This is a genomic window from Paenibacillus oenotherae (genome assembly GCF_019443105.1).
Lineage (GTDB): Bacteria > Bacillota > Bacilli > Paenibacillales > Paenibacillaceae > Paenibacillus_Z > Paenibacillus_Z oenotherae.
The window spans coordinates 92,217-118,225 of the sequence record NZ_JAHZIJ010000014.1 but is presented as its reverse complement, the minus strand read 5'-3'; the positions used below and the strand labels follow the sequence as shown (position 1 = coordinate 118,225).

The window sequence follows — 26,009 nt, the reverse complement described above, 5'->3', positions numbered from 1 at the left end:
GCCCCCTGCATCAGGAGGCATGAATATTAACAAGAAGTTCGTCGCCCACGAAGCTTGCTGCGCCGCTTGCTGAGTACACCGAGACGGCGTTTCAATTCCGTTTCCCAGGTCATGTCCTGGATCCCCTTGGCGAACGCCAGCAGATCAAGAGCCATATCAATTTGATTCTGAACGACATCCATCGGATCCTCGTTCTCATTGTTAACGCAATTCTCGAACAGATTGTCGCCTTCTCCATCCACATATTCGAGAAAATCGACTTCGGAGGCACCATCACCATGAGCGTATTCAGCCAGAATCTCATATTCATTCTCAATCTTGTGATGAATATCAACCCGATTGCATACCGGACAGAAAAGAATAGGTACATTATGAATGTGTGTGCGATAATGCTTCAGTGTTCCATTCGTGCCAATCATACTAGCGCCACAACAAAAACTCATGTCAGTTCCCCCCTAACCTGCTTCTCAAAAATGATCTTGCATAGAAAGCTTACTAAACTTATTCGCTCCCCGCACGATAAATTCCTGCTTGAAGCGTTCGACAAAGAATAGAAAACCCGGCAACCTTTACCGGCGCCGGGTTCTATGAGCTTGTATCGCTTCTTATTTCGCAACCAGATGCTTGTCGCCTGGCTTCCAGTTGATTGGGCACAATCCGCCGGATTGCAAGGCTTGCAGTACACGAAGCGTTTCTTCAACGCTGCGGCCTACATTGTTATGGTTGACAACTTGATACTTCACTTCGCCTTCCGGATCGATGATGAACAGGCCGCGCAATGCGATACCTTCTTCTTCAATCAGGACACCATAATCGCGTGCAACGGATTTCGTAATATCTGCAGCAAGCGGGAAGTTCAATTGGCCAAGACCATTATCGTTAACCGGTGTGTTGATCCACGCGCGGTGGCTGTGTTTGCTGTCTACGCTGACACCAAGAATTTCAGTGTTCGACTTGTTGAACTCGCCAGCAGCTTCACTAAGCGCCGTGATTTCAGTCGGACATACGAAAGTGAAATCCAGTGGATAGAAGAAAAGCACGAGCCATTTGCCTTTGTAATCTGCCAAAGAAGCTGTACCGAAATCTTGTCCATTTCCAGTTGCCGTTTCCATTCTGAAATCTGGAGCCGGACGACCTACCAAACGTTCTGCCATTATGAAAAACCTCCTTGACGCTTTCGCGTTTATTTGACCCTTTGACCGGGTGACTGTTCGAATAAAATCGTAACATCACTTTATAACAAAGTCAAGAATGAAACTATTTCTTATTAAGAATTATTTTAAATTACTTCTTCATTGCAGCGATGATGAGATCGCCCATTGCTTCGGTTCCGATTGCTTTGCTCTTGTCTACAGCGATATCTCCGGTACGGTGGCCCGCATCAAGAACAGCTTTGACCGCATCTTCAATCGATTGCGCTGCTTCAGCATAACCGAACGTCAGACGGAACATAAGCGCAACAGACAGAATCGTAGCGATTGGATTAGAGATGCCTTGTCCAGCAATATCAGGTGCGGAGCCATGTACCGGCTCGTACAGGCCAAAGCTGCCTTCGCCAAGCGAAGCAGAGGACAGCATGCCAATGGAGCCTGTCAGCATAGCTGCTTCATCGCTAAGGATATCTCCGAACATATTCTCGGTCACAATTACATCGAAGCTTGCTGGGCGGCGCAGAAGCTGCATCGCACAGTTGTCTACAAGAACGTGCTCCACTTCTACATCCGGATACTCAGGAGCGAGCCGGTTCACGACTTCACGCCACAGGCGGGATGTCTCAAGCACGTTTGCTTTATCCACTGAAGCCAGCTTCTTGCGGCGGGTTTGCGCAATTTCGAAGCCTTGGCGAACGATACGCTCAACTTCTGTTACGTTGTATACGCAAGTATCAACCGCTTCTTCTCCGCCTGCGCCTTCGCGGCGGAATTTCTCGCCGAAGTAGATGCCGCCTGTCAGCTCGCGCACCACGATCAGATCTGTGCCTTCAAGCACTTCAGGCTTCAAAGTCGAAGCTTCCTTCAGGCAATCGAATACCGTAGCAGGACGGATGTTCGAGAACAGTCCGAGCGCCTTGCGGATACCGAGCAGACCTGTCTCCGGACGAAGCTCCTTCGAGTTGTTGTCCCACTTAGGGCCGCCTACAGCGCCAAGCAGCACAGCATCGGCACGCTTACAGATTTCGAGCGTTTCCTCCGGAAGCGGGGTACCTTTCTCATCAATTGCAATACCGCCGAACAAGCCGTGCTCTGTTTCGAATTGATATCCGAACAGCTCCTCGGTTTTCTTCAATACCTTCAATGCTTCGCCCACAACTTCAGGGCCGATTCCGTCACCGGCAATAACTGCAATTTTCTTCACGTCAGCCATACTCGTTTAAGACACTCCTTCTGTATTAAGGGCTGTCCGTTCCAGCGGCTTATTCCTGCTCGCTCGATCCGTCAGCCCTATGTTGATTATGATTCTCAGTCTACTCTCAGTTGTACCACAAATTCAACCGTAAGACAAAGATATTAAAGCTATGACTTTTATAGGCATGACGTATAAAGCTTATTGCTCCGGCTCATGAACACTAATACCACAAAACAAAAAGCGGGAAAAGAGCTGTTAACGCCCCCTTTCCCCGCTTCTAGAACAGCTCCATATCCTTCGCCTGCTGCGCGGCTTCCTTGCTGCTTTTACCACCCAGCTTGCGCAAAATATTGCTCACATGATTTTTCACCGTACGCACAGACAAGAAGGATTTCTCGGCAATTTGGGTCTGGCTGTACCCTTCATGAATCATGGAGAGCAATTGAACCTCTGCCGGAGTCACCATACGCTTGAATTTGTCCACCTCATATTCACGCTCCAGCTTCTTCAAGCGTCGGAACTCATCGAGCATTTGGCGCGCGGCAGAAGCATCGATAGCCGATTGGTCGCCAGCTGCCTTGCGGATTGCCTCCGGAATAGCTGTAAAATCAGATTTGACAAGATAGTTCACAGCTCCTGCACGGAACGCTTCTACCACAAATGCCTTATCCTCCATGGAGGTCAGCATAATAAGACGCGCCGTAGACGAAACTGACAGCTCTCCGGCAAGCCGCAGCCCTTCCGGACTGTCAGCGAGCATAATATCAAGCAGAATGACATCCGGGGCGGCCTCCTCTGCGAGAAGCAGCGCTTTCTCCGGAGTGTCAGCCACCGCTACAACCTCCAGATCCGCCTCGGCATTCAAATAGGCCGACAGCCCTCTCAGCCAATCCGGATCGTCCTCCACAATCATAACTCGAATGCTAGCGTTGCTCATGACTATGCCCCTTTTGCCCGTCTTGGAATTGGAAAATGCAAGGTTACAGTCGTTCCCTTGCCGGCCTCGCTCTGGATGCGCAGCTCGCCTCTCTGCCGATTCATTAATTGGCTGCAGTAGGCGAGTCCGAGGCCAAAGTTCATCGCTTTTCCGCTCTTCGTCGTGAAGAATGGCTCGGTAACCTTGCGCAGATGCTTCTTATCAATTCCGCTGCCGTTATCTCTAATCGTGATCGTGCAGCCTCTTCGGCCGCTGATGACCTTGACGGCAAGCTCCCCGCCGCCAGGCATCGCTTCTATCGCATTATTCAATATGTTGCTGATCGCCTCGCCTGTCTGCGCGGAGTCCACCTCGGCTTCTGCCCGTTCATCATACTCCGCCAGTATGCTAACGTGTCCTGCTGCACGCGGTGCCAATGCCGCCAGCTGTTCACGCACAAGCTCCGACAGACTGATCCTCTGCGGCTGGAGACGCAGCTCCTGCGTCCGGTCATGTACACTCCGAATCATCGCCTCGATATGCAAAGCGGCTGAAGCGATTACCTTAATATCTTCACGCAGCTCCTGCATCCCCTCTTGATCAGTTTCTGCAGCGCGGTCGATTTTATCACTGAACAGCTTAATTTTTCCGATATCGTTCTTAATGGCATGATTAAGCATGGCGGTGCCGCTCGTAATCGCTCGCAGGGAGAAATCAAGCTGTCTCCGCTCAATAAGCAGCTGTACCCCGAGAAATCCGAATTTGAACAAGGCCACAATAAATACGATAAAGGCAAAAGTTATCGGCCAGATATTATATCTCCACATGCCATAGAGACCGAAGAGAGGCATAATATAATTCATCGTTAAAGCAATCATAATGGCAGGCAATATGGCAGCAGTCAGAATGGCATGAGCGCGGCGGTCCGCCGGATGAAGCACGCGCTTGGTCAGAAGCAGAATCAAGCCAATCGCAATGTAAGGTATCGCCCATACAGCAAGAATGTCAAAATGGACAGCATATACATCCGCTGCAGGCAGAAAAAGCATACACAGCGGCAGCAGCAATGCTCCGTAAGGCAGCCATCGCAGCGCTTTCACAATTAGCGAATGAAGGGAGAAGCGCTCAGAGTCCTTCGGCAGCAATGCCGTATGATACGCCGCAGCAAAGCAAAGAAAGCTATAGGGCAGCCCATAATAGCTCATCCAGGAGCAGCCGTTCTGCAGCAAGCGAAGCAGCCTCTCTTGAGCGGCATCGATTCCGCCGGAGTTATACATCGATACAATCCAGCCCTCCATGGTGGAGGCTAACGCCCCAAACCCGCCGCAAAGAGAGACGAGTGCCAGCCAGCGTACAACGACGCTTTTTCTATTCGACGTTAGCAGCAGCAGAGAGGCCAGCCATAAAGCAATCCATACAAATAACATGTGGTGCGACATCCCCCGGTTTAAGTTCTCTTTTACTTATCATTATATCATCGGATCGCCCGACTAGGGGCATTAATTGTTCCCTGCAGCCGCCCCCCTAAGACACTAGCCCCTAGACACGGATCCATAGACATTGGCCCATAGAAACACGAGCTTAACTGGAGCACTCGCATGCTTATGGCCACTATCCCCATGACTCAGACCATCCCCACTGACTCGGCATTCCCAGACCTATGGCCACTATCCCCAAGACTCAGATTTATACAAGCTACGGTGCCCGAAGCATCCTAATCTGAGCAAAAGGGATAATGGGCAAAAGAAGCTTTAGACCAGATATACTGCGGTAATCCAGCCATCTCCGCCCTCTTGCGACTAACTCTTCCTTATTCTACCATCACCCTATCATCATTTCTCCACTATTACTAAATCATCACTCCACCAGCACTCCACCAGCACTCCACCAGCACTCCACCAGCACTCCACCAGCACTCCACCAGCACTCCACCAGCACTCCACCAGCACTCCACCAGTACCAATATATAATCTCCTTCCATCACTCACATAAAACAAAACAGCCCATTCTCTCTATCGAGAAAATGGACTGCAAAAACACGTTTGCATAAACGACATCTATAGATCTCAAGCTGTTGAAATACTGTGCCCGTGGCGTGATTCCATATACGGAAAATATGCCTGCTAATCTACAGTTTTTTCTCTCGTATCAGCCAACTGTAGGATAAATGCCTGCCTAAGCGCAGGCATTTATCCTTATTTTGAAGATATCGACCAAATACGCCTTCAATTCCTGCTTTATCGCATGAATTCCACCGTCTATGGCTTCTTTCACCCGGAATACCTGCACTTTTGCATCTTTTTCACTTTTGCAGCCTTTTCACCAGCTTGGTATCTACATGCATACGCGATTATATGAACAGATGGATCCTGCTTAGATCAAGCTCATCTTGTCACGCCGCCCTGGCGATTTGCGTTTGTCGATCAGCCGATTGAGCGCATCGATATAAGCGCGCGCGCTTGCTTCGAGAATATCAGTGCTAAGGCCGCGGCCCTGCGCCGATACTTCATCCTGCTTCAGCACGACATGCACTTCACCAAGCGCATCCTTGCCTTGCGAAACGGACTTGATGGAATAATCCTCAAGCTCTACAGACTCGCCTGTAACGGCATCTATCGCGTTATAAATCGCATCTACAGAGCCATTCCCTTCCGCTGTCTTCTCGACAACAACACCCTCCCCTGTACCGATGCTTACAGTAGCACCTGGTACGGATTGGTTGCTGTAGTTCACTTGAAGCGATTTCAGCGTAAAGACTTCAGGCGTATCAATGAGCTTCTCCTCCAACAGAGCGCGAATATCCTCGTCACTGACGTCCTTCTTCTTGTCAGCAAGATCCTTGAACTTCGCGAATGCTGCATTAACCGCTTCTTCTTCCAGCTCATAGCCAAGATCGATCAGCTTCTCGCGGAATGCATGGCGACCGGAATGCTTGCCCAGCACGAGCTTGGATTCCTTGAGGCCAATCGTCTCCGGCGAGATGATCTCGTAAGTCGTTTTCTCCTTCAGCATCCCATCCTGATGAATACCCGACTCATGAGCAAAAGCATTCGCGCCTACAATTGCTTTGTTGCCCGGAACAACCATGCCTGTCAGCTTGCTGACCAGACGGCTCGTCTTGGCGATCTCCTTCAATTGAAGCGAGGTTGTCGCCTGGAAGAATTCGGCGCGAGTCGCGAGCGTCATCGCTACCTCTTCAATCGCTGTATTTCCGGCACGTTCACCAATACCATTGATTGTGCCTTCAATTTGGTCAGCACCGTTCAGAATCGCAGCCAGCGCGTTCGCCGTAGCCATTCCCAGATCATCATGGCAATGTGCGCTTAACTGAATTTTCTCAATGCCTTCCACATTCGACTTCAAGGTCTTGAAGATATTGCCGAACTCAGACGGCGTCATGTAGCCAACCGTATCCGGTATGTTCACAACAGTCGCACCGGCGCGAATCGCCATTGCCGTCACTTCGCACAGGAAGTCCAGCTCAGTACGTCCCGCATCCTCCGGCGAGAATTCGATCTTGTCAAAATATTGCTTCGCATAGCGTATCGCCCGCTCAGCTGTCTCTAGCACCTGCTCCTTCTCCATCCGAAGCTTATGCTTCCGGTGAATAGGCGAAGTAGCCAGGAACAAATGAAGGCATGGGTCCTGCGCGCCTTTAAGCGCTTCACGTGCTGCATCGATATCCTGCTCGCGAGAGCGTGACAGTCCGATAATAGACGCATTCTTTACAGCGCGGGCAACCGCATTAACCGCTGCAAGATCGCCAGGCGAAGCTGCTGGAAACCCAGCTTCAATCCGGTCTACTCCAAGCTTCTCAAGCTGCAGAGCAATTTCGACCTTTTCTTGCGTATTCAGATTGACGCCCGGAGATTGCTCACCGTCGCGGAGCGTCGTGTCAAAAATATATATTTTGCGCATCTCTTACACCTCCACGAACGGAATGATCCCGGACAGGCGAGGGCGACCCGAGACATCACCTACAGGTGACGTGGGGCCGTCCCGACAATCCGGGATTACTAGTCATTCATATTATTGCCAACCGGTGGCCGGCTAATCGATTACTTCTTGATCCAGTGCATCAATTCACGAAGCTGCGCGCCGACTACTTCGATCGGGTGCTCTGCTTCATTGCGGCGAGTTGCCGTCATGAATGCATTGTTGGATTGGTTCTCCAAAATGAAGTCGCGTGCGAAGCGGCCAGCTTGAATATCTTCAAGAACAGCTTTCATCGCTTTTTTCGTCTCATCCGTAACAACGCGAGGTCCAGTTACATAGTCACCGTACTCAGCCGTGTTGGAGATGGAGTCGCGCATCGAAGCAAGACCGCCCTCATACATCATGTCAACGATCAGCTTCAGCTCGTGCAAGCACTCGAAGTAAGCCATCTCTGGAGCGTAGCCTGCTTCAACCAGCGTTTCGAAGCCCGCTTTAACAAGCGCAGTTGCACCGCCGCAAAGTACAGCTTGCTCACCGAACAAGTCGGTTTCTGTTTCTTCACGGAAGGAAGTTTCGATAACGCCTGCACGCGTACAGCCGATACCTTTAGCATATGCAAGGCCGATAGCTTTAGCATTGCCGGTAGCATCTTGATGGATCGCGATCAGACCAGGAACGCCGAAGCCCTCTGTGTAAGTACGGCGAACCATGTGGCCCGGGGACTTAGGAGCAACCAGCAATACATCCGTGTCTTTGTTTGGAACGATTTGGCCGAAGTGAACGTTGAAGCCGTGGGAGAACATGAGAGCCGCGCCTTTTTTCAGGTTTGGTTCGATTTCTTCTTTATACACACGAGCTTGCGTTTCGTCAGGCATAAGGATTTGTACAACATCAGCGATTTTCGCTGCTTCACTAACGGACAAAACTTCAAAGCCGTCGTTTTTAGCTTTTTCTGCGGATTTACCAGCACGAAGACCGATAACTACTTTCAGTCCGCTGTCGCGCAGGTTTTGCGCTTGTGCGTGGCCTTGGCTTCCGTAACCGATTACTGCGATTGTTTTACCTTGCAGAACGCCTTGGTCTGCATCTTTTTCATAGTACAGTGTAACTGCCATGATTGAATAAAGCCTCCTTTAATTTAACCCTTTTGAGCGGGTGTTAAAGGAGGGATAATCGGAAGCCAGGTCCGATCTCCCCCGCTTTAACTCCCGCCCAAATGAGGGCGGTTGTTCATGTTAACGGTGATTGCCGCGAATCATTGCCGTCACGCCAGTACGCGACAGTTCACGAATGCCATATGGCTTCATAAGCTCAACCATCGCATCGATCTTCTCGCTGTCGCCGACCACCTGAACCATCAAGGTGTTCGTTCCGATATCTACAACAGCTGCGCGGAAGGTATCGACAACACCGAGAATTTCCGGCCGTGACGATGGCTCCGCATTTACTTTAATAAGAGCCAGTTCTCTGCCTACCATAGGGTTGGCGCTGAGATCCACTACTTTAATAACATCAATAAGCTTGTACAATTGCTTCGTAACCTGCTCCAGCGTTTTATCGTCGCCAGAAGTAACGATTACCATCCGGGACAAGCCAGCTTCCTCGCTTGTCCCGACGGTAATGCTTTCAATGTTGAAGCCACGGCGGCCGAACAAGCCGGATACACGCTGCAGAACGCCTGGCTGATCGTTTACGAGAACGGCTATCGTATGCTTCTTCATTCCGAATCCCCCATTAACATTTCATCGATCGTGGAGCCCTGTGTAACCATCGGATACACGTTCTCGCCCTTGCGGACAACGAATTCCACTACGGCAGGACCCGGATGCTCCATAGCTGCGATCCAAGCATCGCGCGCTTCTTCCTTATTGGACGCACGGAATGCTTTGACGCCGTATGCTTCAGCCAGCTTAACGAAATCAGGGCTGCCTGCAAGGTCGATATGGCTGTATCGATTGTCGTAGATAATCTCCTGCCATTGACGAACCATTCCAAGTACCTGGTTGTTAATGATCGCTACCTTGACTGGAATGTTGTTAATCGCGCAGATCGCAAGCTCCTGTGCGCACATCTGCATGCCGCCGTCGCCATTAATCGAAACGACGAGCCGATCCGGATGAGCCATCTGAGCGCCGATTGCCGACGGGAAGCCAAAGCCCATCGTGCCAAGGCCTCCGGATGTAATCCAGGAACGCGGCTTATTGAAGCGGTAGTACTGCGCAGCCCACATCTGATGCTGGCCAACGTCAGTCGTTACAATCGCTTCGCCCTTGGTCGTCTCGTGAATCATTTCGACAACCCATTGCGGCTTCAACTCGACGTCAGACGGAATGTACTTGAGCGGCTTATCCTGCTTCCACTCCGCGATCTGGGCGCGCCATGCATCGGCTTTGCCTGCCCATTTGACATCCTTGTTGGCCTGCTGCAGAACAGTCTTGATATCGCCTACGATCGGAATGTCGGTCGGCACGTTCTTGCCGATCTCGGCCGGATCGATATCAATATGAACGATCTTCGCATGAGGAGCGAAGCCATTCAGCTTCATCGTAACACGGTCATCAAACCGCGCCCCGATGTTAATCAGAAGGTCTGAGCCTTGAATCGCTTTGTTTGCCGTGTAGGTTCCGTGCATGCCCGGCATGCCTACCCACAAGTCCTTACCGCTCGGATATGCTCCGAGTCCCAGCAATGTCGTCGTAATGGGAATGCCCGATTTCGTGACGAACTCCAGCAATTCCTCGTGACCGCCCGAATATACAACCCCGCCGCCGGCAAGAATGACCGGACGCTCCGCTTGCTCTATCGCTTTGATCATCTTGTCGACCTGAAGCTTGTTAGCTGTCACAGTCGGGTTGTAGCCGCGGATATTCACTTCCGTAACCGGCTTGAACAAAGTCTTCTGAGCCGAGACATCCTTGGGAATATCAATGAGAACCGGACCTTTGCGGCCCGTATTGGCGATATAGAATGCTTCGTGAATGATGCGCGGCAGATCCTCGACATCACGCACCAAGTAGCTGTGCTTGGTAATTGGCATCGTTATGCCCGTAATATCCGCTTCCTGGAACGCATCCGTTCCAATAAAGCTCGTAGCGACGTTGCCCGTAATAACGACGAGCGGCACCGAATCCATATACGCAGTTGCGATTCCAGTCACAAGGTTTGTCGCTCCCGGACCCGACGTTGCAATACACACGCCGACTTTACCGCTTGCACGCGCATAGCCGTCAGCCGCATGGATTGCGCCTTGCTCGTGGCGGGTCAGCAGATGCTGGAAATCAGAATAACCGTGCATAGCGTCATAGATGTACAATACGGCTCCACCCGGATAACCGAAGACACAGTCGACACCTTCCAACACCAAGCTGCGAAGTAAAATTTCCGAACCGGTAATAACCTCAGGTTTTCTCGCTGTTTCCATCATTTCTTCTTTTGACCTTAACGTTGCATTTTGCGCGACCATCAAGTCGTCCTCCTCTCTAGAAAAACAAAAAAACCTCTCGTCCCCTGACGCCGGAGCGTCTAGAGGGACGAAAGGTTATTCTTTCGTGGTACCACCCAACTTTGTCATATGCCTCGCAGCATACAACCTCAATAGGTAAGAACGGTGTGCACGATCGTTCATACCTTGGCACAATAACGTGTGCCCTACGATTTCCCCTAATACGATTCGCCATTCGTCATTCAGACGATTACGGTCTTTTCAGGGAAACAGCTCCGAGGTGAGCTCGTTGGAAAGGGGTTTTGGCGACGGTTGCAGCAGATCCGTCCGCTCTCTGAGCAAAAGAGCCCTTAACACTTCGTCCTCTTCATAGCAGATAACAATATTAGCTTAAAACTTATTATATGCTTCGCATTCCGGTTCGTCAAGTTCTAGCTTATGTATCCCTGCAAAAAGTTATCCGCCTGAAATCCGCCCTAACAAGCGCATCCACTCCGCCCCCGTCATACAATGCAGGATGACGATATCGGCATACCTTCCATATCGTATCCAAATAAATTAAAGGCGGGATAATTTCATGATCAGATTCAGGCGACCGCGAACCGATGATGCCGAGATCATCCGCTTAATCAAGACGGAGCTGATCCCGCTCTCATATACCGCGCATCCGCGCGATGCCAGTACAATCAGAGATCTGCCCAAACGGCTTCGACGCGGCGTCACCTTCGTATCCTCACGAACAAAAACGAGCAAGCCTCAGGGATTTGTTCACCTTGTGACAATAGGTGAAACACTTCTCTTCGACATGCTCGCCGTTCATCCCAATCACCGCGGCAAGCAAGCCGGCACAATGCTGATGGCACAAGGTGAGGCATATGGACGTGCTCAAGGATGCAGCATAGCGCGTTTATTCGTAGATGATATCAACCCCAGGGCATCACGTTTGTACGCCCGTATCGGATACAAGACGATCCGCCATTATCCCGAGCTGAGGCTGTATGAAATGATTAAACCGCTGAAATTTCCTTTCTAGCTGCCGCGGCTGTTGCCCCGGCATTCATTATGCAGCCTGCGTGCTGCTCCTAGTAAAAGTTGTTATACCCGCCGCCGGCGCCGCCGTAAGGCTGCTGACAGCATCCGCCATCGAAGCCGTTGTAGGGGCCGTAAGCCCCTGGACCGACTGGTCCGGGTCCATAGCCGCCTCCACCGCAACATCCACCTCCACCAAAGCCCCCTCCGAAGCCTCCGCCAAAACCGCCGCCGAAAGCAAATGGAAGTGTGCTGATAGCAAGCAAATCGAACAATACGAGCGGCAAAATCGCTTTAGTTCTAACAACTTTCCCTTTATCCTTGCCCACCGGCTGCAAATACAGCTTGTTCCGATGCACACGAACGAGCTTTCCCGTAGCGATCGAGCCATCCTTGCGAACCGCATAGATCGTCTTGCCAACAAGCTTGCGAGCTTGCTCTTTGGATACGCGCATGCGTATTCCCTCCTTATCCCGTTGTCCTATACCATATGCCATGCCGGAACAATCGGACTGTATCTCTGTCCTCTTTTCGGCAATTTTGATTTTTACCTAAAATTTAATTAATTTCTTTAAATTAATATATTATCCAGCAAGTTCTCCCTTTATAATGGGTACTGAACTTATCCATGAAGGAGGAGAATTATGTTAAAGAAAGGCTCATCACTACTGCTCGCCTTGGTACTTGCTGTAACCGTATTCATTGTTCCAACACAAGCCGGAGGCGCAATCAATCCCAACACCGGCGGAATTCCCGGCTCCTGGTCCCCCGGCACCAACCCCGCTGTCATTGATCCCGGCAAGCCTGCCATCCTGTTCGTCCACGGCTTGAACGGCAGCGCCGCCAGCTGGTACGACAACAACGATATGTATCAGTTTGCCTACAACAGCGGTTACCAAACAGCGTACATCAATCTGCACGACATTACCGGAACATCCCAGAGCATGTGGGACAACGGCCAGCTATTAGCTGCCAAGATCAAGGAAATCAGCGAGTATTTCGGCAAAAAACTCGTTATTGTCGCCCACAGCAAAGGTGGTGTGGATACCCAGAGTGCCCTTGTTCACTATAATGCTTACCCCTATGTCTCCAACGTCATTACGCTGGGCAGTCCGCATCACGGTTCCCAATTAGCGGATCTGGCCTACAGCAGCTGGGCAAGCTGGCTCTCCAGTCTGGTCGGAGCCCAGAATCCCGGCACCTACTCCATGCAGACGTCCTATATGGCCTATTTCCGTTCCCTCACGAATAACCATCCCAATGCAGGGAAGAACAAATTTTTCACTTTCGCAGGAAAGGACTGGAACTCTGGCAGCACGGCTCATTTCTTCGGCGGACTCTACCTCTCCAGCTATGGAGCCAACGACGGAGTAGTAACGGTCGCCAATGCGCATCTGCCGAACGGCACAATGGTCAAAATCGGCAACTGGAACCATAGCAGCGTGAAGCAAGGCTCCAATACCTTCAACCTGCTCAAGCCCTATCTCGTGCTCCAGACCGCTGCCGCCAAATCCAGCAGCCTGGTTGAGATCGCATCCGCGAAGGACAAGAAAAAGGAAGAGACTCCACAAGAAGAGCAGGAAAGCCAATCATTCGTTCGCGGCGGACAACATGATGGACAGGCTTCCGAAACGTTCACCGTTGAAAATGACGTGTCATCTGTCACCATTGACTGGATAGGCGACAAGCCCCTTCACCAGTTGGAGATTATAGCTCCGGACGGCTCCGTTCACAAAGCGAAAGTGTCCTCTTTCGTGGATGAGGATGTATTCAGCGGAGCATGGCATCATACCGCAACGATCAACAAGCCTGGCGCAGGCGAGTGGAAGGTATCGGCAGCCAGCGGCGAGCCAAGCGCATATTTGTTCACCGTCGCATATAACACTAAGGGCAAGAATAAAGTGAAGCTTCAGAAGGAGCAAGGCAGCAAGAAATTGAAGGTGAAGACAGATGGACTGAAGGCAGAGAAGACGAAGGTTACATACAGCATCGACTTTATTGGTAAAGATTCAGAGAAGCTCGGTGGCAAGCAAGGCAAGAAACGGATCAAGCAGCAGGAACAGCAGCTTGCAGCAGTGGATGAGCTTTCGATCCCGACAACGGAAGGAACAGGCGTTTACAATGTAACCGCAGAGATCGAAGGAGAGACAGCGGAAGGCTTCAAATATCAGCGTACGGTTATTAAATCCGTATTTGTCGATGAGCAGGGCAATACATTTGCTCCATAACATCCGTAACATTATCCGCTAATAGTCATGATCTTCACCCCTATTAGCGGAATTTAATTGAATCTGAAGAAGCGATACAAAAAGAACCTTCGAAGCCACTATTACAGCGGATTCGAAGGTTCTTGTCTGATTCCTCGATCTAGGCGTTAACTTTTTCTTTGGCGATGCCTGCAAGCGAGTTGAACGCATTGATATCATTAACAGCAAGGTCAGCAAGCATCTTGCGGTTTACTTCAACGCCAGCTTGTTTCAAGCCGTACATGAATTTGCTGTAAGACAAGCCGTTCTGGCGAGCTGCAGCATTGATACGAACGATCCACAGTTTGCGGAAATCACGTTTCCGTTGACGGCGGTCACGGTATGCGTAGAGCAGTGATTTCATCACTTGCTCTTTAGCTGTCTTGAATAAGCGGTGTTTGGAACCGAAATAACCTTTTGCAAGTTTCAAAATTCTTTTACGACGACGTGCGCGGACGAATCCGCCTTTAACTCTTGCCATGAGTAGAAACCTCCCGAATGTTGTTTGTAGCTATAAGATCCCGCTAGCGGATTACTTCAAGTTGGAAAGACCTTGTTTCAAGCGGCGAACGTCGCCCGCAGCCATCAACGGCTGAGTAGCCAGTACGCGCTTCTGACGAGCCGACTTGCCGGAGAGCAAGTGGTTTTTGTAAGCTTTGAACCGTTTCACTTTACCAGTACCGGTAATTTTGAAGCGGTCTTTCAGACTGCTGTGCGTTTTCATTTTAGGCATTTGGTGTTCCTCCTTAGGGAAATAATCGTTAGTTGTTTTTAGGAGCCAGGATCATAATCATGCTTCGGCCTTCCAGCTTAGGCACCCGTTCCATGACACACAAGTCTGCAACTTCCTTCGCAAGCCGGTCCAGTATTCGTTGACCGACAGCGGCATGTGTAATCTCACGACCGCGGAAGCGCACGGAGCATTTCACTTTATCGCCTTCGTTCAGGAACTTGACAACATTGCGGAATTTCGTCTGATAGTCGTTCTCGTCAATGTTGGCACGGAACCAAACTTCCTTGATGTCAACGATCTTCTGGTTCTTTCTTGCTTCTTTCTCTTTCTTCTGCTGCTCATAACGGAATTTGCCGTAATCCATGATGCGGCATACAGGCGGTTTGGCTGTTGGTGCGATGTTGACCAAGTCCATATTGGCATCGATAGCCATCTGAAGTGCTTCGCGCAACAATTTGATTCCGATTTGTTCCCCTTCAGCACCTACTACACGTACTTCTCTGGCCCGAATCTCATCGTTGATTTGATGTTCCCTGCTAATAACTCGCCACCTCCGTATATTCGTTCCCTTTAATAGCGCCATTCGGCGCAAATAAAAAATGCGAGTCCGCACGGACCCGCATTCCATTAACCAAGATTGTCGGCATTTCAATCATCGCATATTGCAATGCTGCCATTTCCAATCATCGATCGCGAACCAGCCGACAGGCGTCAGACAGGTGAGAAGCGGGTGCTTCTGCTTGTGCGTTACATCATCAAGTTTAAGTGCTACCGACATACTGTATCATATGGGCAGCTTGGTTGTCAATCCACTTTTTTGATTGAACCTGCTTAGACTTGTTTGCTTTGTACTTCTTCAAGACGAATGACACGTGTATGCTGCGTATGGCTCCACTGCTTGTTGTTCTGCGTGAAGAACGCATAGAACGTGATCGGCAGCCATGACAGCTGGAATATAATCATCGAGAACAAGTGCGCGTACATCTTGCGGGACTTGATCCCTTCGAGCACCATAACAAGCGGGAACATAACGAGCGTCAGTGTGATGACTATGCCCGCGATCCACCAAGGCATGTAATAGTAGATCGAAGTGAAAACATTGTCCGCAGGGATCAGATTATCCAGCCACAGCATCGCCGTTACGATGAACCCAAGGAATGTATTGTACACGGACGCTGAATAGATGGCAGCGTCAAACTTAATGAAATTACGCTCTTTAATGCTTGACCAGAGCAGCGGGAAGAAATATTGGCGGGCAACGGTAAAGTGTCCCTGCATCCAGCGCAGTCTTTGACGCGCAGAGGCCTTGAACGTCAGCGGCTTCTCGTCATACACCTTGGCTTCATAGTTCAGCACAGGGTGAATGCCGCGCTTGATACAGCGCATCGAGAACTCCAGATCCTCAACCAGGCTTGTAGCGCCCCAGCCCATTTCTTTCATCAGCTTCGTCTCGAAGCACATTCCAGTGCCGCCGAGGAAGTTGGCCATCTTCAGATTCTTCCGGGAAAGCTGCCACAGGCGGTTACAGTACCAGTAAGTGATGCCGTATGATGCGGTAACCCAGGAATCCTCCGGATTCTTCGTGTCCAGATAAGCTTGAATGACTTGATGTCCTTCGCACAAATCGTTATTCATGTGGTTCAGGAAATCGGTATTTACAAGATTGTCCGCATCGAACATGACGATTGCATCATATTGACGAGGCATTGCCCACAGTTCCTTGAGCATCCATTCAATCGCATAGCCTTTGCCCCGAAGCTGCTGATTATGCCGTTCACATGCGTTGACACCGTAGCTGCGGGCGATGTCCGCCGTACCATCCGTACAGTTGTCGCAAATAACAAAGATATCGTAAAGTTCCTTCGGATAGTCGAGATTCTTCAAGTTCTCGATGAGCGCTCCGACTACTTGCTCTTCGTTGTGCGCGGCTACAAGAACTGCAAATGACTTCTGTGGCTTGTGCTGCAATTCCTTGCGTTTTCTAATAATACCAAACAGGGAGATGCTGAACTGGTAAACGCCGACGAACGCCAGAAAAACTTGAAACGTAATAATAAGGATGTTAACCATACGCAAATACTGCCCCCTTGAGACCCCATTTTTCATATTCTCTATTGTTTATTGTAATCGTTATGAATTACAGCGCTTGTCTGTTTGTATACACTGCAACCATATTGATTTTCCACACTTTAAGCCATTTTGTCAAAAGCCCAAAAAGATCATAGATAGGCAAGAATGCGGTGAAAATCGCTTGCGTGACGCAATAGCAGCTTTGAAACCTAGTTTTTCTGTCGTTTCGCTCTCATTTTCACCCTTTTACGAAAAAAAAACGTTATAACATCAATAACGATCTGGAATCAAGAAAAGTTTCAACCGATTTATTCGCTCCTGTGACGGTATCGTGAACGATTGTCCAGGCTCCATATGCCGCTCCACGAATAGATCTCCCTAACATCTTAACCATCCAATGCCGATTGTAAAACGGCAAATATCGGGCATATTATTCACCCCTGCTCCTGAATGAACAGAGGTTGATATTAATATACCGTTTGCATCCCGTTGACACGACGAGAACAAAGCCGTTCTACAATAAAAATAAAGCGCTGCGAACGGCATCTATGACATTCGGCATTTCATTCTGGCTTCGGAACCTGGCCATAACGGCGAGGCAGTTCTCGGCAAATTTTGAAGGGGGAGCAATTATGAACCGGATGATGTTCTGGCTGCTTGCGAATGAACAGAGGATGCTGATGTGGGCGAATCGCCGGCCTGCCCGGCCCGTGGTCAATGCGTGGCTTGGAGGATGGCTTGGCGCAGTTACGCATATGGGCGGCGCTACTTTCACGCTTGTCACCGCCCTGTTATGCGCAATTCTCGCTCCTGAGCCGTGGCAATCTGCGGGATGGCAGTGCGCGGCAGCAGTTGCGATCAGCCATATTCCGGTTGCCATCGTTAAACGGAACTTTCGCAGGCTTCGCCCCTATCAGGCGCTGCCCCATGTTCATACATGCAGGAAGCCGCTGTGCGACTCCTCTTTTCCTTCCGGCCATACGACAGCCATATTCGCCTGGCTGACACCGTGGCTGCTGATCGATGCCGCTCTGCTGGCTCTGCTGCTCCCTGTTGCCCTCATGATCGGACTATCGGTTGCATGGTCCCGCATGTATCTGGGACTTCATTACCCCTCTGACGTTGCTGCAGGCGCATTGCTTGGCTCGCTTACATCTGTACTCGTCTCGGCGTTCTGGTCATTTAACTGAGCGGCCTGCTTCGCTTCACGGTGAGCCGCTATCGCTTTGTCGCCAATTACGGCCTCCACGCGATAAATGTTGTTGCCCCGTTCGACAAACTTCGCTTCATATTCGGTCAGCACCAGATCGTCGCGCAGGCGCTCCTTGTGCAAATGCAGGGAGATATTGCGCATATGCAGCTCCATGTCTGCAAAGCTGTTAAGCGAGAACTCGAACAGCGATTGCGAGTCCGTCTTAAAATGTATCTCTCCCCTATCATTCAAAATTTCTTTGTATTTCTCCACAAAACGCGGATGCGTCAATCGTCTGCGGGCATGCTTGCTTTTCGGCCATGGATCACTGAAGTTCAAGTGAATCCGATGAATCTCATCCGGTGCGAACATCGCTTCGATTCCTTCGATATTAGCACGCAGCAGCGCCAGGTTCGGCGGCTCGGCTGCACCTTTCTCCGCCCATGCGATTCTGGCTTTCTCGCTGGCACGGCGGATAAGTTCATCATACATGTCCACACCGATAAAGTTGATCTCCGGATTGCGCACACTCATATCGCTTATGAAACGGCCTTTGCCCATCCCGAGCTCGACATAGATCGGGTTGTCATTGCCGAAAAATTCCCGCCAGCGCCCTCTCATCGGCGCCGCATCAAGGATGACCAGCTCAGGCTGTGCTTCCAAACTTTCACGTATTCCTTTTCTTCCTCTAAGACGCATAGTCGCTCAATTCCTCCATTAATAAACTAGTCCCTATTGTGCCTAACATCGCCTGGAATGTAAAGCCTCTCCCTTCATTAAGGCAAAATAAAAAGCCGGAAGGCTCCATGCCCTGCGGCTTCAAGTCTTGATTATGGTTGCTTCATTAATTCAGCAGCTGGCGAGGAATGCCTTGCCCGTTGCCTGAGTCCAGCTGTCCTTCGAGCAGTTCGTTCAGCTTCTTGCGCGCGGACACCTCGATGTTGTGATTGCCATGGAAGCGAATTCCGGCAAGCGCCATCATTTCTTTTCTCGTAAGCTCAACGGTTACTTTCTCATCCCCATGCGGGATCTTTACCTGTGTGTTCATTTCACATCACCTCACGGTTTAATTGTTACATTATTTCCAGAAAACCGACTTGCTATGACAAGGGAGTGATAAGTAGTAAAATGAAAGGAAATGTTGATCTGTCGCACTTTTAATTTAACACATCATGTAAGGTTTAGCAAGTGATTTTCGAAAATAAAGTTTGGAAAATTCCCAGCTCTTTTCGCCCTTTTGTATCCCTTGCAGGGAGCGAAATTGCGGCCTGGGCTCGTTCCAGCATAGCGTTCCTTAACGTTTTTCGTTACAATTATAATTAACCAAACCGAATCGTCCTGACACGTCTTATGGCCGTTAGCCAATGGTACGCCTGCAGGACATGAACCGATTATATTGCAAGAGGAGCACAAGCAATGCATACAACAGACGCAGGGCAAGCTGGATTGACCCTGGAGCCCTTACTTTGGGGCGACAAACGATTTCATACCTGGAATATAGAAATGCGGAAGCAGTTCGGCGGCAAGGTGTTCAAGGTCATGCTCGATGCCGGATTCACCTGTCCGAATCGGGACGGCTCCATCGCCACCGGAGGCTGCACGTTCTGCAGCGCTCGCGGATCGGGTGATTTTGCCGGAAGCCGCAGGAATGATCTCGTTACACAGTTCAATACGATAAGAGACCGGCAGCATCAGAAATGGCCGGAGGCACAGTATATCGGTTATTTTCAGGCTTATACGAACACCTATGCCCCGGTTGATGAGCTGAGAGAATATTATGAGGTTATTTTGCAGCAGCCCGGAGTTGTGGGACTGGCGATTGCGACCAGACCGGACTGTTTGCCTGATGATGTAATCGATTATTTGGCTGAGCTGAATGAGCGTACCTATCTATGGGTAGAGATGGGGCTGCAGACGATTCATGAATCGACCTCGCAGCTGATCAACCGCGCTCATGACACGGCATGCTATCTGGATGCGGTCTCCAGACTGCGCGCCCGCGGCATACGCGTCTGCGCTCATATCATCTATGGCTTGCCCCAGGAGACCCACGAGATGATGCTTGCTACCGGCAAAGCCGTTGCAGCAATGGATGTGCAGGGGATCAAAATCCACCTGCTTCATCTAATGCGCAAGACGCCGATGGTGAAGCAGTATGAAGCCGGCCTGCTTCGTTTTCTGGAACAGGACGAGTACATTGACCTGATTGTGGAAACGCTTGAAATTTTGCCGCCGGACATGATCGTTCACCGTCTGACCGGCGATGCGCCGCGCGAGCTGCTAATCGGCCCGATGTGGAGCCTCAAGAAGTGGGAGGTGCTGAACGCCATAGATGCAGCGCTTCGTGCCCGGCAGACCTGGCAGGGCCGCCTGTGGGAGGCGCGATAGAATGGGATTTCTATCGGTGCTGAGCATGGCCCATAAGCTGATCTCGGAGCGCGTGTCTCCGGGAGATACCGTTATTGACGCCACATGCGGCAATGGGGTCGATACCCGCTTCCTCGCAGAGCTCGTTGGCGCCCGCGGTACGGTGTTCGCCTTTGACATTCAAGCGCAGGCGCTCCAGCGCACTGACGAGCGGCTCGCCCCGCTGGCGGCCGAGGGCAAGCTGCCTAAGCTGCATCTTGTGCATGACAGCCATGCGGCTATGGCTTCCTATGCCGCTGCAGATCAGCTGCCAGCAGTCTCGGCAGCGCATCATCCGCTGCCCTCGCCATCGGGCAAATCGTCAGTCTCTCAAGTCGCCGCGGTCATGTTCAACCTCGGCTATTTGCCAGGTGCCGACGCCGATCCGTCTGTCATTACACAGCCGGATTCCACGCTCGCCGCCCTGGACGCCGCCCTGTCCCTGCTGCGGCCTGGCGGTATCGTAACAGCGGTCGTCTATCCCGGGCATGCCGGAGGCGATCAGGAGGCGGCTGCTGTCGCGCAATGGGCAGCTGCCCTGCCGCAGCATGCCGGACAAGCCATCTCGTATCGTATGGCCCAGAAGCCGGATTCCCCCTATCTGATCGCAGTAGAGAAAAGATAAGAAGCGTGCGTGCTGTGAGCCATCTGGCTGGCTCAATAGTAGCAAGGGCACCATTTCTCGGCTATACTGAATAGGTTAGGGCTCGGAAGAAAAGTCCGCTTCACCCATTTTATTACAGGAGGTATTGCGATGGCCGTTCGCAAGCTTGAACATGTTGGCATTATGGTGGCAAACCTGGAGAAATCGATCTCCTTCTACACCGAGATTATCGGTCTTATTCATTTGAATACGATTGTACATACAAATGGCGTTATCCGCCTTGCATTTCTGGCAGGAGCAGATGCTAGAGAGACAGAAGTGGAGCTGATCGAAGGCTACAATCACTCCCTTCCGGCAGAGGGCAAGGTGCATCACATCGCATTCACAGTAGATGATGTGGAAGCTGAATTCGACCGCATCAAGGAACTCGGCATACCGCTTCGCGACACGGAGATTACAACATTGCCTAACGGCAGCCGTTACTTCTTCTTTTATGGTCCTGACGGTGAATTTCTGGAGATGTTTCAGCCCGGGGCAAAATAAAAAACGAGGGAGAGATTACATTGGTACAAGCATATCCACTTCAATTTCAGGCAGAGATGAAAGAACGCATATGGGGCGGACGTGCACTTGAGAGGTTTGGGCTGCAGCTGCCAGAGGGTGCGATCGGCGAGGGCTGGATGATAGGCGACCATCCGAATGGCACGACGAAGGTCGTCAACGGCGAGCTCGCGGGACTTGGACTGGATGACATCCGGGAGAAATACGGCCGTGAGTTCTTCGGAACAAGAGGCTTCTCGGAACGCAACGGACGCTTCCCCCTCCTTATCAAGCTATTGGACTGTAATGATGATCTGTCGATTCAGGTGCATCCAACGGATTCCTATGAGGGACTGCCGGAGGGCGAGCTCGGCAAGACAGAGATGTGGTATATTCTCGATGCCAAGCCGGGGGCAAAGATCATTTATGGACTCAAGGATGGAATTGATCGTGAGGCCCTCTCCGCCGCTATCGAGGAAGGCCGGGTTATGGACTGCCTTCAGGAAGTGCCTGTTGAGGCAGGGGATGCCTTCTACATTCCCGCAGGAACTGTTCACGCATTATGCGCAGGCGTAGTCGTTGCCGAAATTCAGCAAAATTCCGATACGACGTACCGCGTGTTCGATTATAACCGTCCTGGCCTTGACGGCAAGCTCAGAGAGCTGCATGTCGAAGACTCACTGAATGTAACCGCTTATGGAGGCGCAGGCGCCAAGCGCATGAAGACAGACGGCATCGGCGCCAATGAATGGCTCCGCATTGCGGAATCGCCTTATTTTATCGTCGAGAAAGGTCTGGTGCGCGCTCCTTGGCCATTAGCGACGACACCCGAGAGCTTCGTTATTATCGTCATCGCTGAAGGTGCAGGAACTATTAATTGGGAGGGCGGCAAGCAGGCTGTCAAAGCCGGCGAGTGCTTCCTGCTCCCTGCCAGCTTGGGCGGCTACACGCTGGATGGCAGCATGACCGTTCTGCGCAGTATGGCCCCATAGACGGGGGTCAGTGCAAGAGCCAGAATAACGGCAACCGTTGTTCTGGCTCTTTTTCTCTACCACTGGCATCATTTCACATCGACGGGAGAGAAGCAGAGCTACTAGTTGATGGGAAAACCTGCCGGACTATTCAATAACCTGCGAATAGGCAGGCTTTTCCTAATTTCAGCCCGCTGAAGACCGAATGCCTGCCAAAGCGCAGGTACTTCGCCGGTTTTCCCCGATATCGGCCCGATCCGCCATTTATTCCTGCATCATCGCAGGCTTTCTGCCCTCAGCGGCTCCTTTTGGCTGAAATGCCTGCGCTTTCGCAGGCTTCCCTCTCTTTACTGTCCGGATATGTTGAAGTCAGTCACTGGCACACGTTTGGAGCCTAGTTGACGGGAACATACCAAGCTTTCTCAGCAGCCTGCAATTGTGCAGCAATTCCGGTTAAAAGCAGCTAAAAATGGCAAATGCCTGCGATAGCGCAGGCATTTCATACAAATCCAATCGATTGCGGCGATACAGGGCTGAATACCTGCACTTCAGCAGGCATTCAGCCTTCCGCAGGCCAGAGCGAGTAAAATAACCGCAGTTTCACAGGAACTTTCACTGCCGTTTAGAGCATCCATTCTCTCGGGGATCTGAGAGTTGCCCCCAGCCCCACTTATTCCACATAGTTGAGCTGCCGCTGCATGTTCACAACCTCATTGAGTTGAGCGGTGGCATATGCGCCAGGACTGATCACATTATGCTTGAGCCAGTAGAGAATGCGAAACGAGGTGCCGTCATCCAGAGTGATCCGCATAAAGTAGCTGTCTCCGCTCAGGTTCTTCGTTTGTTTGCGCAGCGCAGTCTCATCCTCGATCTTCAGCTTCATGTACTCTTCGGCGAACAGGGCGACTGCATTGGAGGTGAAGGCATTCATCGGCGAGCCGTCAATGCCGCTTTCGAAGCGGACAGAAGCAATTCTGCCGTCTATATCGTACAGCTCCTTAATTGTGGAGGCCGATGGGTTATTCGACACCTGAAACAATTTATTGCCGGCCCAGATTCGGAATTGCTGCTTGTAGCCCTTTACCTTGTACAGCTCCGTTCCGATATCCAGCAGAGTCGCATCCCCATCCTGCATTTGATAATCCGAGCAAGCATGGCCGGACAGCATATAGCCAATCTCGCCGATCCGCTCCCCCCTCTCTACCTTGGAGAGGTCGCTGTCATACAGCTCACTGTATGTAATCCCGTCAAATTTAAACGCATTGATGTAATCGATTTCTGCATCTGGACACTTTTTGCCTACTAAAGATATCTTGCTGCCGGAACAGGATGAGATAACCAGCAGTACCATTGCCATAAGAGCGGCACTGAGCAGTCGTTTCATAAGGTACACTTCCTCTGTCATTTGTGTACCCTTGTTGACGAGAGCCCCACGTTAATGGTTGCACCCATTTGCTAACCTTGAGGCAGCGCACTTTCTCCGGTTCGATTTCCCGAGCGCCGATCCAAAGCAGCTACAACAGCTGCCGCAGCGAATATGATCAGAATGCTCATCAGCGGATACCCATACCTGGCAAAAGTAATAAACGGAAGATGGATGAACCAGAAATAGAGAAAAGGAAGCAGCACCGGCAGCGATTGCTTAATGCGCCTTTGGAAGGCCGTAACAACGATGCCTATGAACCCGGCAAGCACATATATCCAGTGCTCCACATTGATCAGCGGTCTCGGCAGTCCAGGCACTGGACGCGAATAGAATGGCGTATCGAACAATTGAATGCTCTTGCCGACCGTGAACCAATAGGTGTATTCCAGCGTCTGATGCTGAAAGCCGTAAGCGATCAAGCGCTTGGCTGTTCGCAGCTCAGCGCTGTCGCTGCCAACGAACAGCTTGCCGTCCTTATATTCGCCCGGGTATTGGTCGTAGAAGCCCTGAGGCGGCGCTGCGCGATAAACTAGTGCCCCAAGCAGCATCGGATTTCCAGTCGATTTCGTGAACGGGATAAATTGATCGAATGCCATATAGTTGCGCACCCACCATGGCGTAAGCAGCAGCATGCTGCACACCCCGACAATCGCCGTGAATTTCACAATGTCCTTCCAGCTGTACTTCTGAACCAGCCACATCATGAACAAGCAGATTGGAAATAAAGCGCTCTGGGGTTTAATATAGCAGGAGAGGCCCAGCATGATCCCCACCAGTACGTATGCTGTCGCTGTTTTGCGGCGAAATGCGTGAATGGTGCTGCACAGCAGCAACAAAAATACCAGTTTGAACGTCGATTCTGTTAGAATCGCCCCTGCTGCGAACAGATCAGGGATGTAGAAGGCGCTAATTATAGCGGCCGTAACAGCTACCCTGCTGCCCAGCACTGATCTTGCGACAACAAATAACAGGTACACGGACACTGCCTGCATCAGACACTGCATCAGCCGGAATCCCATAACTGCTGTATCGCGGTCAAACAGCGCCACGAAGCCGCTCAGTATGACGGGAATCGTCGGCATAATGTAATTCGTCGGTCTGTCGCCGCTGTTGTAGACAAGCGTCCCCGTCTCAACGAGCATTTGCGCGGCATGGACATATTTGACATCATCGTTATTACGTTTATCATAAGAACCGAGCAGAAAATGATCACCGAGCCATAATACGACGGTGACATTGATGATCAGAACAGCCGCCATCACAATATAGAGCGTTCTTCGTACAGCGGGTGTCTCAGACTTTAAAGAAAACAACAAAAAAACTCCCTTCCAGATAACTGGTATTCTATCAGACATCGTTTTCTATTATACTATATAAGGTTTATAAGAAAGCAAATGGTTCTATGAAGGTATCGAAAAGAGGGCATATGAATATGGTACAGCAGCGCAATAGTGAAATTCTTGTCATTATACCGGCCTATAACGAGGAAGCGACACTTGTTCGAACAATCAGCGAACTGAAGCGGCACACGCCTTATGACTTCGTCGTTATTGACGATGGCTCCAAGGACCGTACGCCGGACATTATAAAGCGTGAAGGCTATCCCTCACTGCGCCACGCGGTGAATCTCGGGATCGGTGGCTCCATGCAAAGCGGTTACCGCTATGCCGATCAGAACGGCTATCTGTACGCCATTCAACTGGATGCCGACGGGCAGCATCGACCGGAGGATATTGAGAAGCTTGTCAATGAAATCAAGGCAAGCGGTTATGATATGGTAATCGGTTCACGGTTCGTAGAACTTAGCAGCTACCGGGGAAGTCCGCTTCGCCGCAGCGGCATCCTCTATTTTCACTGGCTCGTTCGTTTGCTTACAGGGGTACGCATCTACGATCCTACCTCAGGCTTCCGCATTGTGAACCGTTCGACGATCGAGCAGTTCTCCATGTCATACCCCACCGATTACCCGGAAGTCGAGGTGCTGGTCAGCTTGTCCAAGCGCGGACGCAAATTGAAGGAGATCAGTGTCGAAATGCGCAATCGGCAGGGCGGATCATCCTCTATCAACTGGTCGAAATCGATCTACTACATGATGAAGGTAACGATGTTCTCGCTTATACGCAAGAGCTTCTCATAACGGAGGATATAGTTC

Annotated in this window: 26 protein-coding genes; 8 read left to right on the top strand and 18 right to left on the bottom strand. The window is 50.9% G+C overall.

Annotation, left to right across the window (positions count from 1 at the left end):
- Nucleotides 1-26: 26 nt before the first annotated feature.
- The 9 genes from K0T92_RS18005 to ilvB form a co-directional block, all read right to left on the bottom strand.
- Nucleotides 27-443: a hypothetical protein gene (locus K0T92_RS18005; protein ID WP_219873858.1), complete on the bottom strand. Its 417-nt coding sequence runs from the start codon at nucleotides 441-443 to the stop codon at nucleotides 27-29.
- Nucleotides 444-605: 162 nt separating this feature from the next.
- Nucleotides 606-1,154 carry a peroxiredoxin gene (locus tag K0T92_RS18000; protein ID WP_219873857.1) on the bottom strand — a complete coding sequence of 183 codons (549 nt, stop codon included), beginning with the start codon at nucleotides 1,152-1,154 and terminating at the stop codon, nucleotides 606-608.
- Between the two features lie 130 nt (nucleotides 1,155-1,284).
- On the bottom strand, nucleotides 1,285-2,364 hold the full coding sequence (gene leuB, locus K0T92_RS17995; protein WP_219873856.1) for a 3-isopropylmalate dehydrogenase: 1,080 nt from the start codon (nucleotides 2,362-2,364) through the stop codon (nucleotides 1,285-1,287).
- A gap of 259 nt (nucleotides 2,365-2,623) precedes the next feature.
- Nucleotides 2,624-3,283 carry a response regulator gene (locus K0T92_RS17990; RefSeq protein WP_219873855.1) on the bottom strand — a complete coding sequence of 220 codons (660 nt, stop codon included), beginning with the start codon at nucleotides 3,281-3,283 and terminating at the stop codon, nucleotides 2,624-2,626.
- Nucleotides 3,284-3,285: 2 nt separating this feature from the next.
- Entirely contained in the window at nucleotides 3,286-4,689 is a 1,404-nt protein-coding gene (locus tag K0T92_RS17985) for a sensor histidine kinase (RefSeq protein ID WP_219873854.1), read from the bottom strand.
- A gap of 946 nt (nucleotides 4,690-5,635) precedes the next feature.
- A complete protein-coding gene (locus tag K0T92_RS17980; protein ID WP_219873853.1) occupies nucleotides 5,636-7,180 on the bottom strand; it encodes a 2-isopropylmalate synthase in 1,545 nt (514 codons plus the stop codon).
- Nucleotides 7,181-7,320: 140 nt separating this feature from the next.
- Nucleotides 7,321-8,313, bottom strand: a complete 993-nt coding sequence (gene ilvC / locus K0T92_RS17975; RefSeq protein ID WP_219873852.1) for a ketol-acid reductoisomerase — start codon at nucleotides 8,311-8,313, stop codon at nucleotides 7,321-7,323.
- Nucleotides 8,314-8,433: 120 nt separating this feature from the next.
- Nucleotides 8,434-8,919, bottom strand: a complete 486-nt coding sequence (gene ilvN / locus K0T92_RS17970; RefSeq protein ID WP_219873851.1) for an acetolactate synthase small subunit — start codon at nucleotides 8,917-8,919, stop codon at nucleotides 8,434-8,436.
- Complete coding sequence (ilvB, locus tag K0T92_RS17965) at nucleotides 8,916-10,661, bottom strand: biosynthetic-type acetolactate synthase large subunit (protein WP_219873850.1); 1,746 nt, start codon at nucleotides 10,659-10,661, stop codon at nucleotides 8,916-8,918. The genes ilvN and ilvB overlap by 4 nt, the downstream gene beginning before the upstream one ends.
- Before the next feature lie 556 nt (nucleotides 10,662-11,217).
- Here ilvB and K0T92_RS17960 point away from each other — a divergent pair.
- Complete coding sequence (locus K0T92_RS17960) at nucleotides 11,218-11,673, top strand: GNAT family N-acetyltransferase (RefSeq protein WP_219873849.1); 456 nt, start codon at nucleotides 11,218-11,220, stop codon at nucleotides 11,671-11,673.
- A gap of 49 nt (nucleotides 11,674-11,722) precedes the next feature.
- Here K0T92_RS17960 and K0T92_RS17955 read toward each other — a convergent pair whose 3' ends face one another.
- The gene (locus K0T92_RS17955; RefSeq protein WP_219873848.1) at nucleotides 11,723-12,124 is read right to left on the bottom strand and encodes a hypothetical protein; all 402 of its coding nucleotides are present in this window, start codon (nucleotides 12,122-12,124) and stop codon (nucleotides 11,723-11,725) included.
- A 189-nt stretch (nucleotides 12,125-12,313) separates the two neighbouring features.
- On the opposite strand from K0T92_RS17955, the gene K0T92_RS17950 reads away from it, so the two are divergent.
- Nucleotides 12,314-13,897: an esterase/lipase family protein gene (locus K0T92_RS17950; protein WP_219873847.1), complete on the top strand. Its 1,584-nt coding sequence runs from the start codon at nucleotides 12,314-12,316 to the stop codon at nucleotides 13,895-13,897.
- Nucleotides 13,898-14,036: 139 nt separating this feature from the next.
- Here the strand turns inward: K0T92_RS17950 and rplT are convergent, their stop codons facing one another.
- The 4 genes from rplT to K0T92_RS17930 form a co-directional block, all read right to left on the bottom strand.
- Nucleotides 14,037-14,396, bottom strand: a complete 360-nt coding sequence (rplT, locus tag K0T92_RS17945; protein ID WP_219873846.1) for a 50S ribosomal protein L20 — start codon at nucleotides 14,394-14,396, stop codon at nucleotides 14,037-14,039.
- Between the two features lie 51 nt (nucleotides 14,397-14,447).
- Complete coding sequence (rpmI, locus tag K0T92_RS17940; RefSeq protein WP_219873845.1) at nucleotides 14,448-14,648, bottom strand: 50S ribosomal protein L35; 201 nt, start codon at nucleotides 14,646-14,648, stop codon at nucleotides 14,448-14,450.
- 28 nt (nucleotides 14,649-14,676) lie between these two features.
- The gene (gene infC / locus K0T92_RS17935; protein WP_219873877.1) at nucleotides 14,677-15,231 is read right to left on the bottom strand and encodes a translation initiation factor IF-3; all 555 of its coding nucleotides are present in this window, start codon (nucleotides 15,229-15,231) and stop codon (nucleotides 14,677-14,679) included.
- Between the two features lie 248 nt (nucleotides 15,232-15,479).
- Nucleotides 15,480-16,718, bottom strand: a complete 1,239-nt coding sequence (locus tag K0T92_RS17930; RefSeq protein WP_219873876.1) for a glycosyltransferase family 2 protein — start codon at nucleotides 16,716-16,718, stop codon at nucleotides 15,480-15,482.
- Between the two features lie 461 nt (nucleotides 16,719-17,179).
- Here K0T92_RS17930 and K0T92_RS17925 point away from each other — a divergent pair, with 461 nt between their 5' ends.
- Nucleotides 17,180-17,908: a phosphatase PAP2 family protein gene (locus K0T92_RS17925; RefSeq protein WP_343223736.1), complete on the top strand. Its 729-nt coding sequence runs from the start codon at nucleotides 17,180-17,182 to the stop codon at nucleotides 17,906-17,908.
- Here the strand turns inward: K0T92_RS17925 and trmB are convergent.
- Nucleotides 17,827-18,609, bottom strand: a complete 783-nt coding sequence (gene trmB, locus K0T92_RS17920; RefSeq protein WP_219873844.1) for a tRNA (guanosine(46)-N7)-methyltransferase TrmB — start codon at nucleotides 18,607-18,609, stop codon at nucleotides 17,827-17,829. The genes K0T92_RS17925 and trmB overlap by 82 nt on opposite strands.
- Before the next feature lie 145 nt (nucleotides 18,610-18,754).
- Nucleotides 18,755-18,958: a hypothetical protein gene (locus K0T92_RS17915; RefSeq protein WP_219873843.1), complete on the bottom strand. Its 204-nt coding sequence runs from the start codon at nucleotides 18,956-18,958 to the stop codon at nucleotides 18,755-18,757.
- 368 nt (nucleotides 18,959-19,326) lie between these two features.
- On the opposite strand from K0T92_RS17915, the gene mnmL reads away from it, so the two are divergent.
- The 4 genes from mnmL (at nucleotide 19,327) to K0T92_RS17895 (ending at nucleotide 22,452) form a co-directional block, all read left to right on the top strand.
- A complete protein-coding gene (gene mnmL / locus K0T92_RS17910) occupies nucleotides 19,327-20,298 on the top strand; it encodes a tRNA modification radical SAM protein MnmL/YtqA (RefSeq protein WP_219873842.1) in 972 nt (323 codons plus the stop codon).
- A 1-nt stretch (nucleotide 20,299) separates the two neighbouring features.
- Nucleotides 20,300-20,941 carry a tRNA 5-(aminomethyl)-2-thiouridylate-methyltransferase MnmM gene (gene mnmM / locus K0T92_RS17905; protein ID WP_219873841.1) on the top strand — a complete coding sequence of 214 codons (642 nt, stop codon included), beginning with the start codon at nucleotides 20,300-20,302 and terminating at the stop codon, nucleotides 20,939-20,941.
- A 129-nt stretch (nucleotides 20,942-21,070) separates the two neighbouring features.
- A complete protein-coding gene (locus tag K0T92_RS17900; RefSeq protein ID WP_219873840.1) occupies nucleotides 21,071-21,463 on the top strand; it encodes a VOC family protein in 393 nt (130 codons plus the stop codon).
- Nucleotides 21,464-21,483: 20 nt separating this feature from the next.
- Nucleotides 21,484-22,452, top strand: coding sequence for a type I phosphomannose isomerase catalytic subunit (locus K0T92_RS17895; RefSeq protein ID WP_219873839.1), 969 nt, complete (start codon nucleotides 21,484-21,486; stop codon nucleotides 22,450-22,452).
- A 649-nt stretch (nucleotides 22,453-23,101) separates the two neighbouring features.
- Here the strand turns inward: K0T92_RS17895 and K0T92_RS17890 are convergent.
- Together K0T92_RS17890 and K0T92_RS17885 are read right to left on the bottom strand one after the other, a co-directional pair.
- Nucleotides 23,102-23,815 carry a hypothetical protein gene (locus K0T92_RS17890; protein WP_219873838.1) on the bottom strand — a complete coding sequence of 238 codons (714 nt, stop codon included), beginning with the start codon at nucleotides 23,813-23,815 and terminating at the stop codon, nucleotides 23,102-23,104.
- 71 nt (nucleotides 23,816-23,886) lie between these two features.
- The gene (locus K0T92_RS17885; RefSeq protein ID WP_219873837.1) at nucleotides 23,887-25,170 is read right to left on the bottom strand and encodes an ArnT family glycosyltransferase; all 1,284 of its coding nucleotides are present in this window, start codon (nucleotides 25,168-25,170) and stop codon (nucleotides 23,887-23,889) included.
- 113 nt (nucleotides 25,171-25,283) lie between these two features.
- On the opposite strand from K0T92_RS17885, the gene K0T92_RS17880 reads away from it, so the two are divergent.
- Nucleotides 25,284-25,994, top strand: a complete 711-nt coding sequence (locus K0T92_RS17880; RefSeq protein WP_219873836.1) for a glycosyltransferase family 2 protein — start codon at nucleotides 25,284-25,286, stop codon at nucleotides 25,992-25,994.
- Nucleotides 25,995-26,009: the final 15 nt, after the last annotated feature.

Bases quoted from the DNA above. Each gene is read 5' to 3' on its own strand.
- K0T92_RS18005 (WP_219873858.1), bottom strand. From the start codon at position 443: ATGAGTTTTTGTTGTGGCGCTAGTATGATTGGCACGAATGGAACACTG.
- K0T92_RS18000 (WP_219873857.1), bottom strand. From the start codon at position 1,154: ATGGCAGAACGTTTGGTAGGTCGTCCGGCTCCAGATTTCAGAATGGAA.
- leuB (WP_219873856.1), bottom strand. From the start codon at position 2,364: ATGGCTGACGTGAAGAAAATTGCAGTTATTGCCGGTGACGGAATCGGC.
- K0T92_RS17990 (WP_219873855.1), bottom strand. From the start codon at position 3,283: ATGAGCAACGCTAGCATTCGAGTTATGATTGTGGAGGACGATCCGGAT.
- K0T92_RS17985 (WP_219873854.1), bottom strand. From the start codon at position 4,689: ATGTTATTTGTATGGATTGCTTTATGGCTGGCCTCTCTGCTGCTGCTA.
- K0T92_RS17980 (WP_219873853.1), bottom strand. From the start codon at position 7,180: ATGCGCAAAATATATATTTTTGACACGACGCTCCGCGACGGTGAGCAA.
- ilvC (WP_219873852.1), bottom strand. From the start codon at position 8,313: ATGGCAGTTACACTGTACTATGAAAAAGATGCAGACCAAGGCGTTCTG.
- ilvN (WP_219873851.1), bottom strand. From the start codon at position 8,919: ATGAAGAAGCATACGATAGCCGTTCTCGTAAACGATCAGCCAGGCGTT.
- ilvB (WP_219873850.1), bottom strand. From the start codon at position 10,661: ATGGTCGCGCAAAATGCAACGTTAAGGTCAAAAGAAGAAATGATGGAA.
- K0T92_RS17960 (WP_219873849.1), top strand. From the start codon at position 11,218: ATGATCAGATTCAGGCGACCGCGAACCGATGATGCCGAGATCATCCGC.
- K0T92_RS17955 (WP_219873848.1), bottom strand. From the start codon at position 12,124: ATGCGCGTATCCAAAGAGCAAGCTCGCAAGCTTGTTGGCAAGACGATC.
- K0T92_RS17950 (WP_219873847.1), top strand. From the start codon at position 12,314: ATGTTAAAGAAAGGCTCATCACTACTGCTCGCCTTGGTACTTGCTGTA.
- rplT (WP_219873846.1), bottom strand. From the start codon at position 14,396: ATGGCAAGAGTTAAAGGCGGATTCGTCCGCGCACGTCGTCGTAAAAGA.
- rpmI (WP_219873845.1), bottom strand. From the start codon at position 14,648: ATGCCTAAAATGAAAACGCACAGCAGTCTGAAAGACCGCTTCAAAATT.
- infC (WP_219873877.1), bottom strand. From the start codon at position 15,231: ATGGCGCTATTAAAGGGAACGAATATACGGAGGTGGCGAGTTATTAGC.
- K0T92_RS17930 (WP_219873876.1), bottom strand. From the start codon at position 16,718: ATGGTTAACATCCTTATTATTACGTTTCAAGTTTTTCTGGCGTTCGTC.
- trmB (WP_219873844.1), bottom strand. From the start codon at position 18,609: ATGCGTCTTAGAGGAAGAAAAGGAATACGTGAAAGTTTGGAAGCACAG.
- K0T92_RS17915 (WP_219873843.1), bottom strand. From the start codon at position 18,958: ATGAACACACAGGTAAAGATCCCGCATGGGGATGAGAAAGTAACCGTT.
- mnmL (WP_219873842.1), top strand. From the start codon at position 19,327: ATGCATACAACAGACGCAGGGCAAGCTGGATTGACCCTGGAGCCCTTA.
- mnmM (WP_219873841.1), top strand. From the start codon at position 20,300: ATGGGATTTCTATCGGTGCTGAGCATGGCCCATAAGCTGATCTCGGAG.
- K0T92_RS17900 (WP_219873840.1), top strand. From the start codon at position 21,071: ATGGCCGTTCGCAAGCTTGAACATGTTGGCATTATGGTGGCAAACCTG.
- K0T92_RS17890 (WP_219873838.1), bottom strand. From the start codon at position 23,815: ATGAAACGACTGCTCAGTGCCGCTCTTATGGCAATGGTACTGCTGGTT.
- K0T92_RS17880 (WP_219873836.1), top strand. From the start codon at position 25,284: ATGAATATGGTACAGCAGCGCAATAGTGAAATTCTTGTCATTATACCG.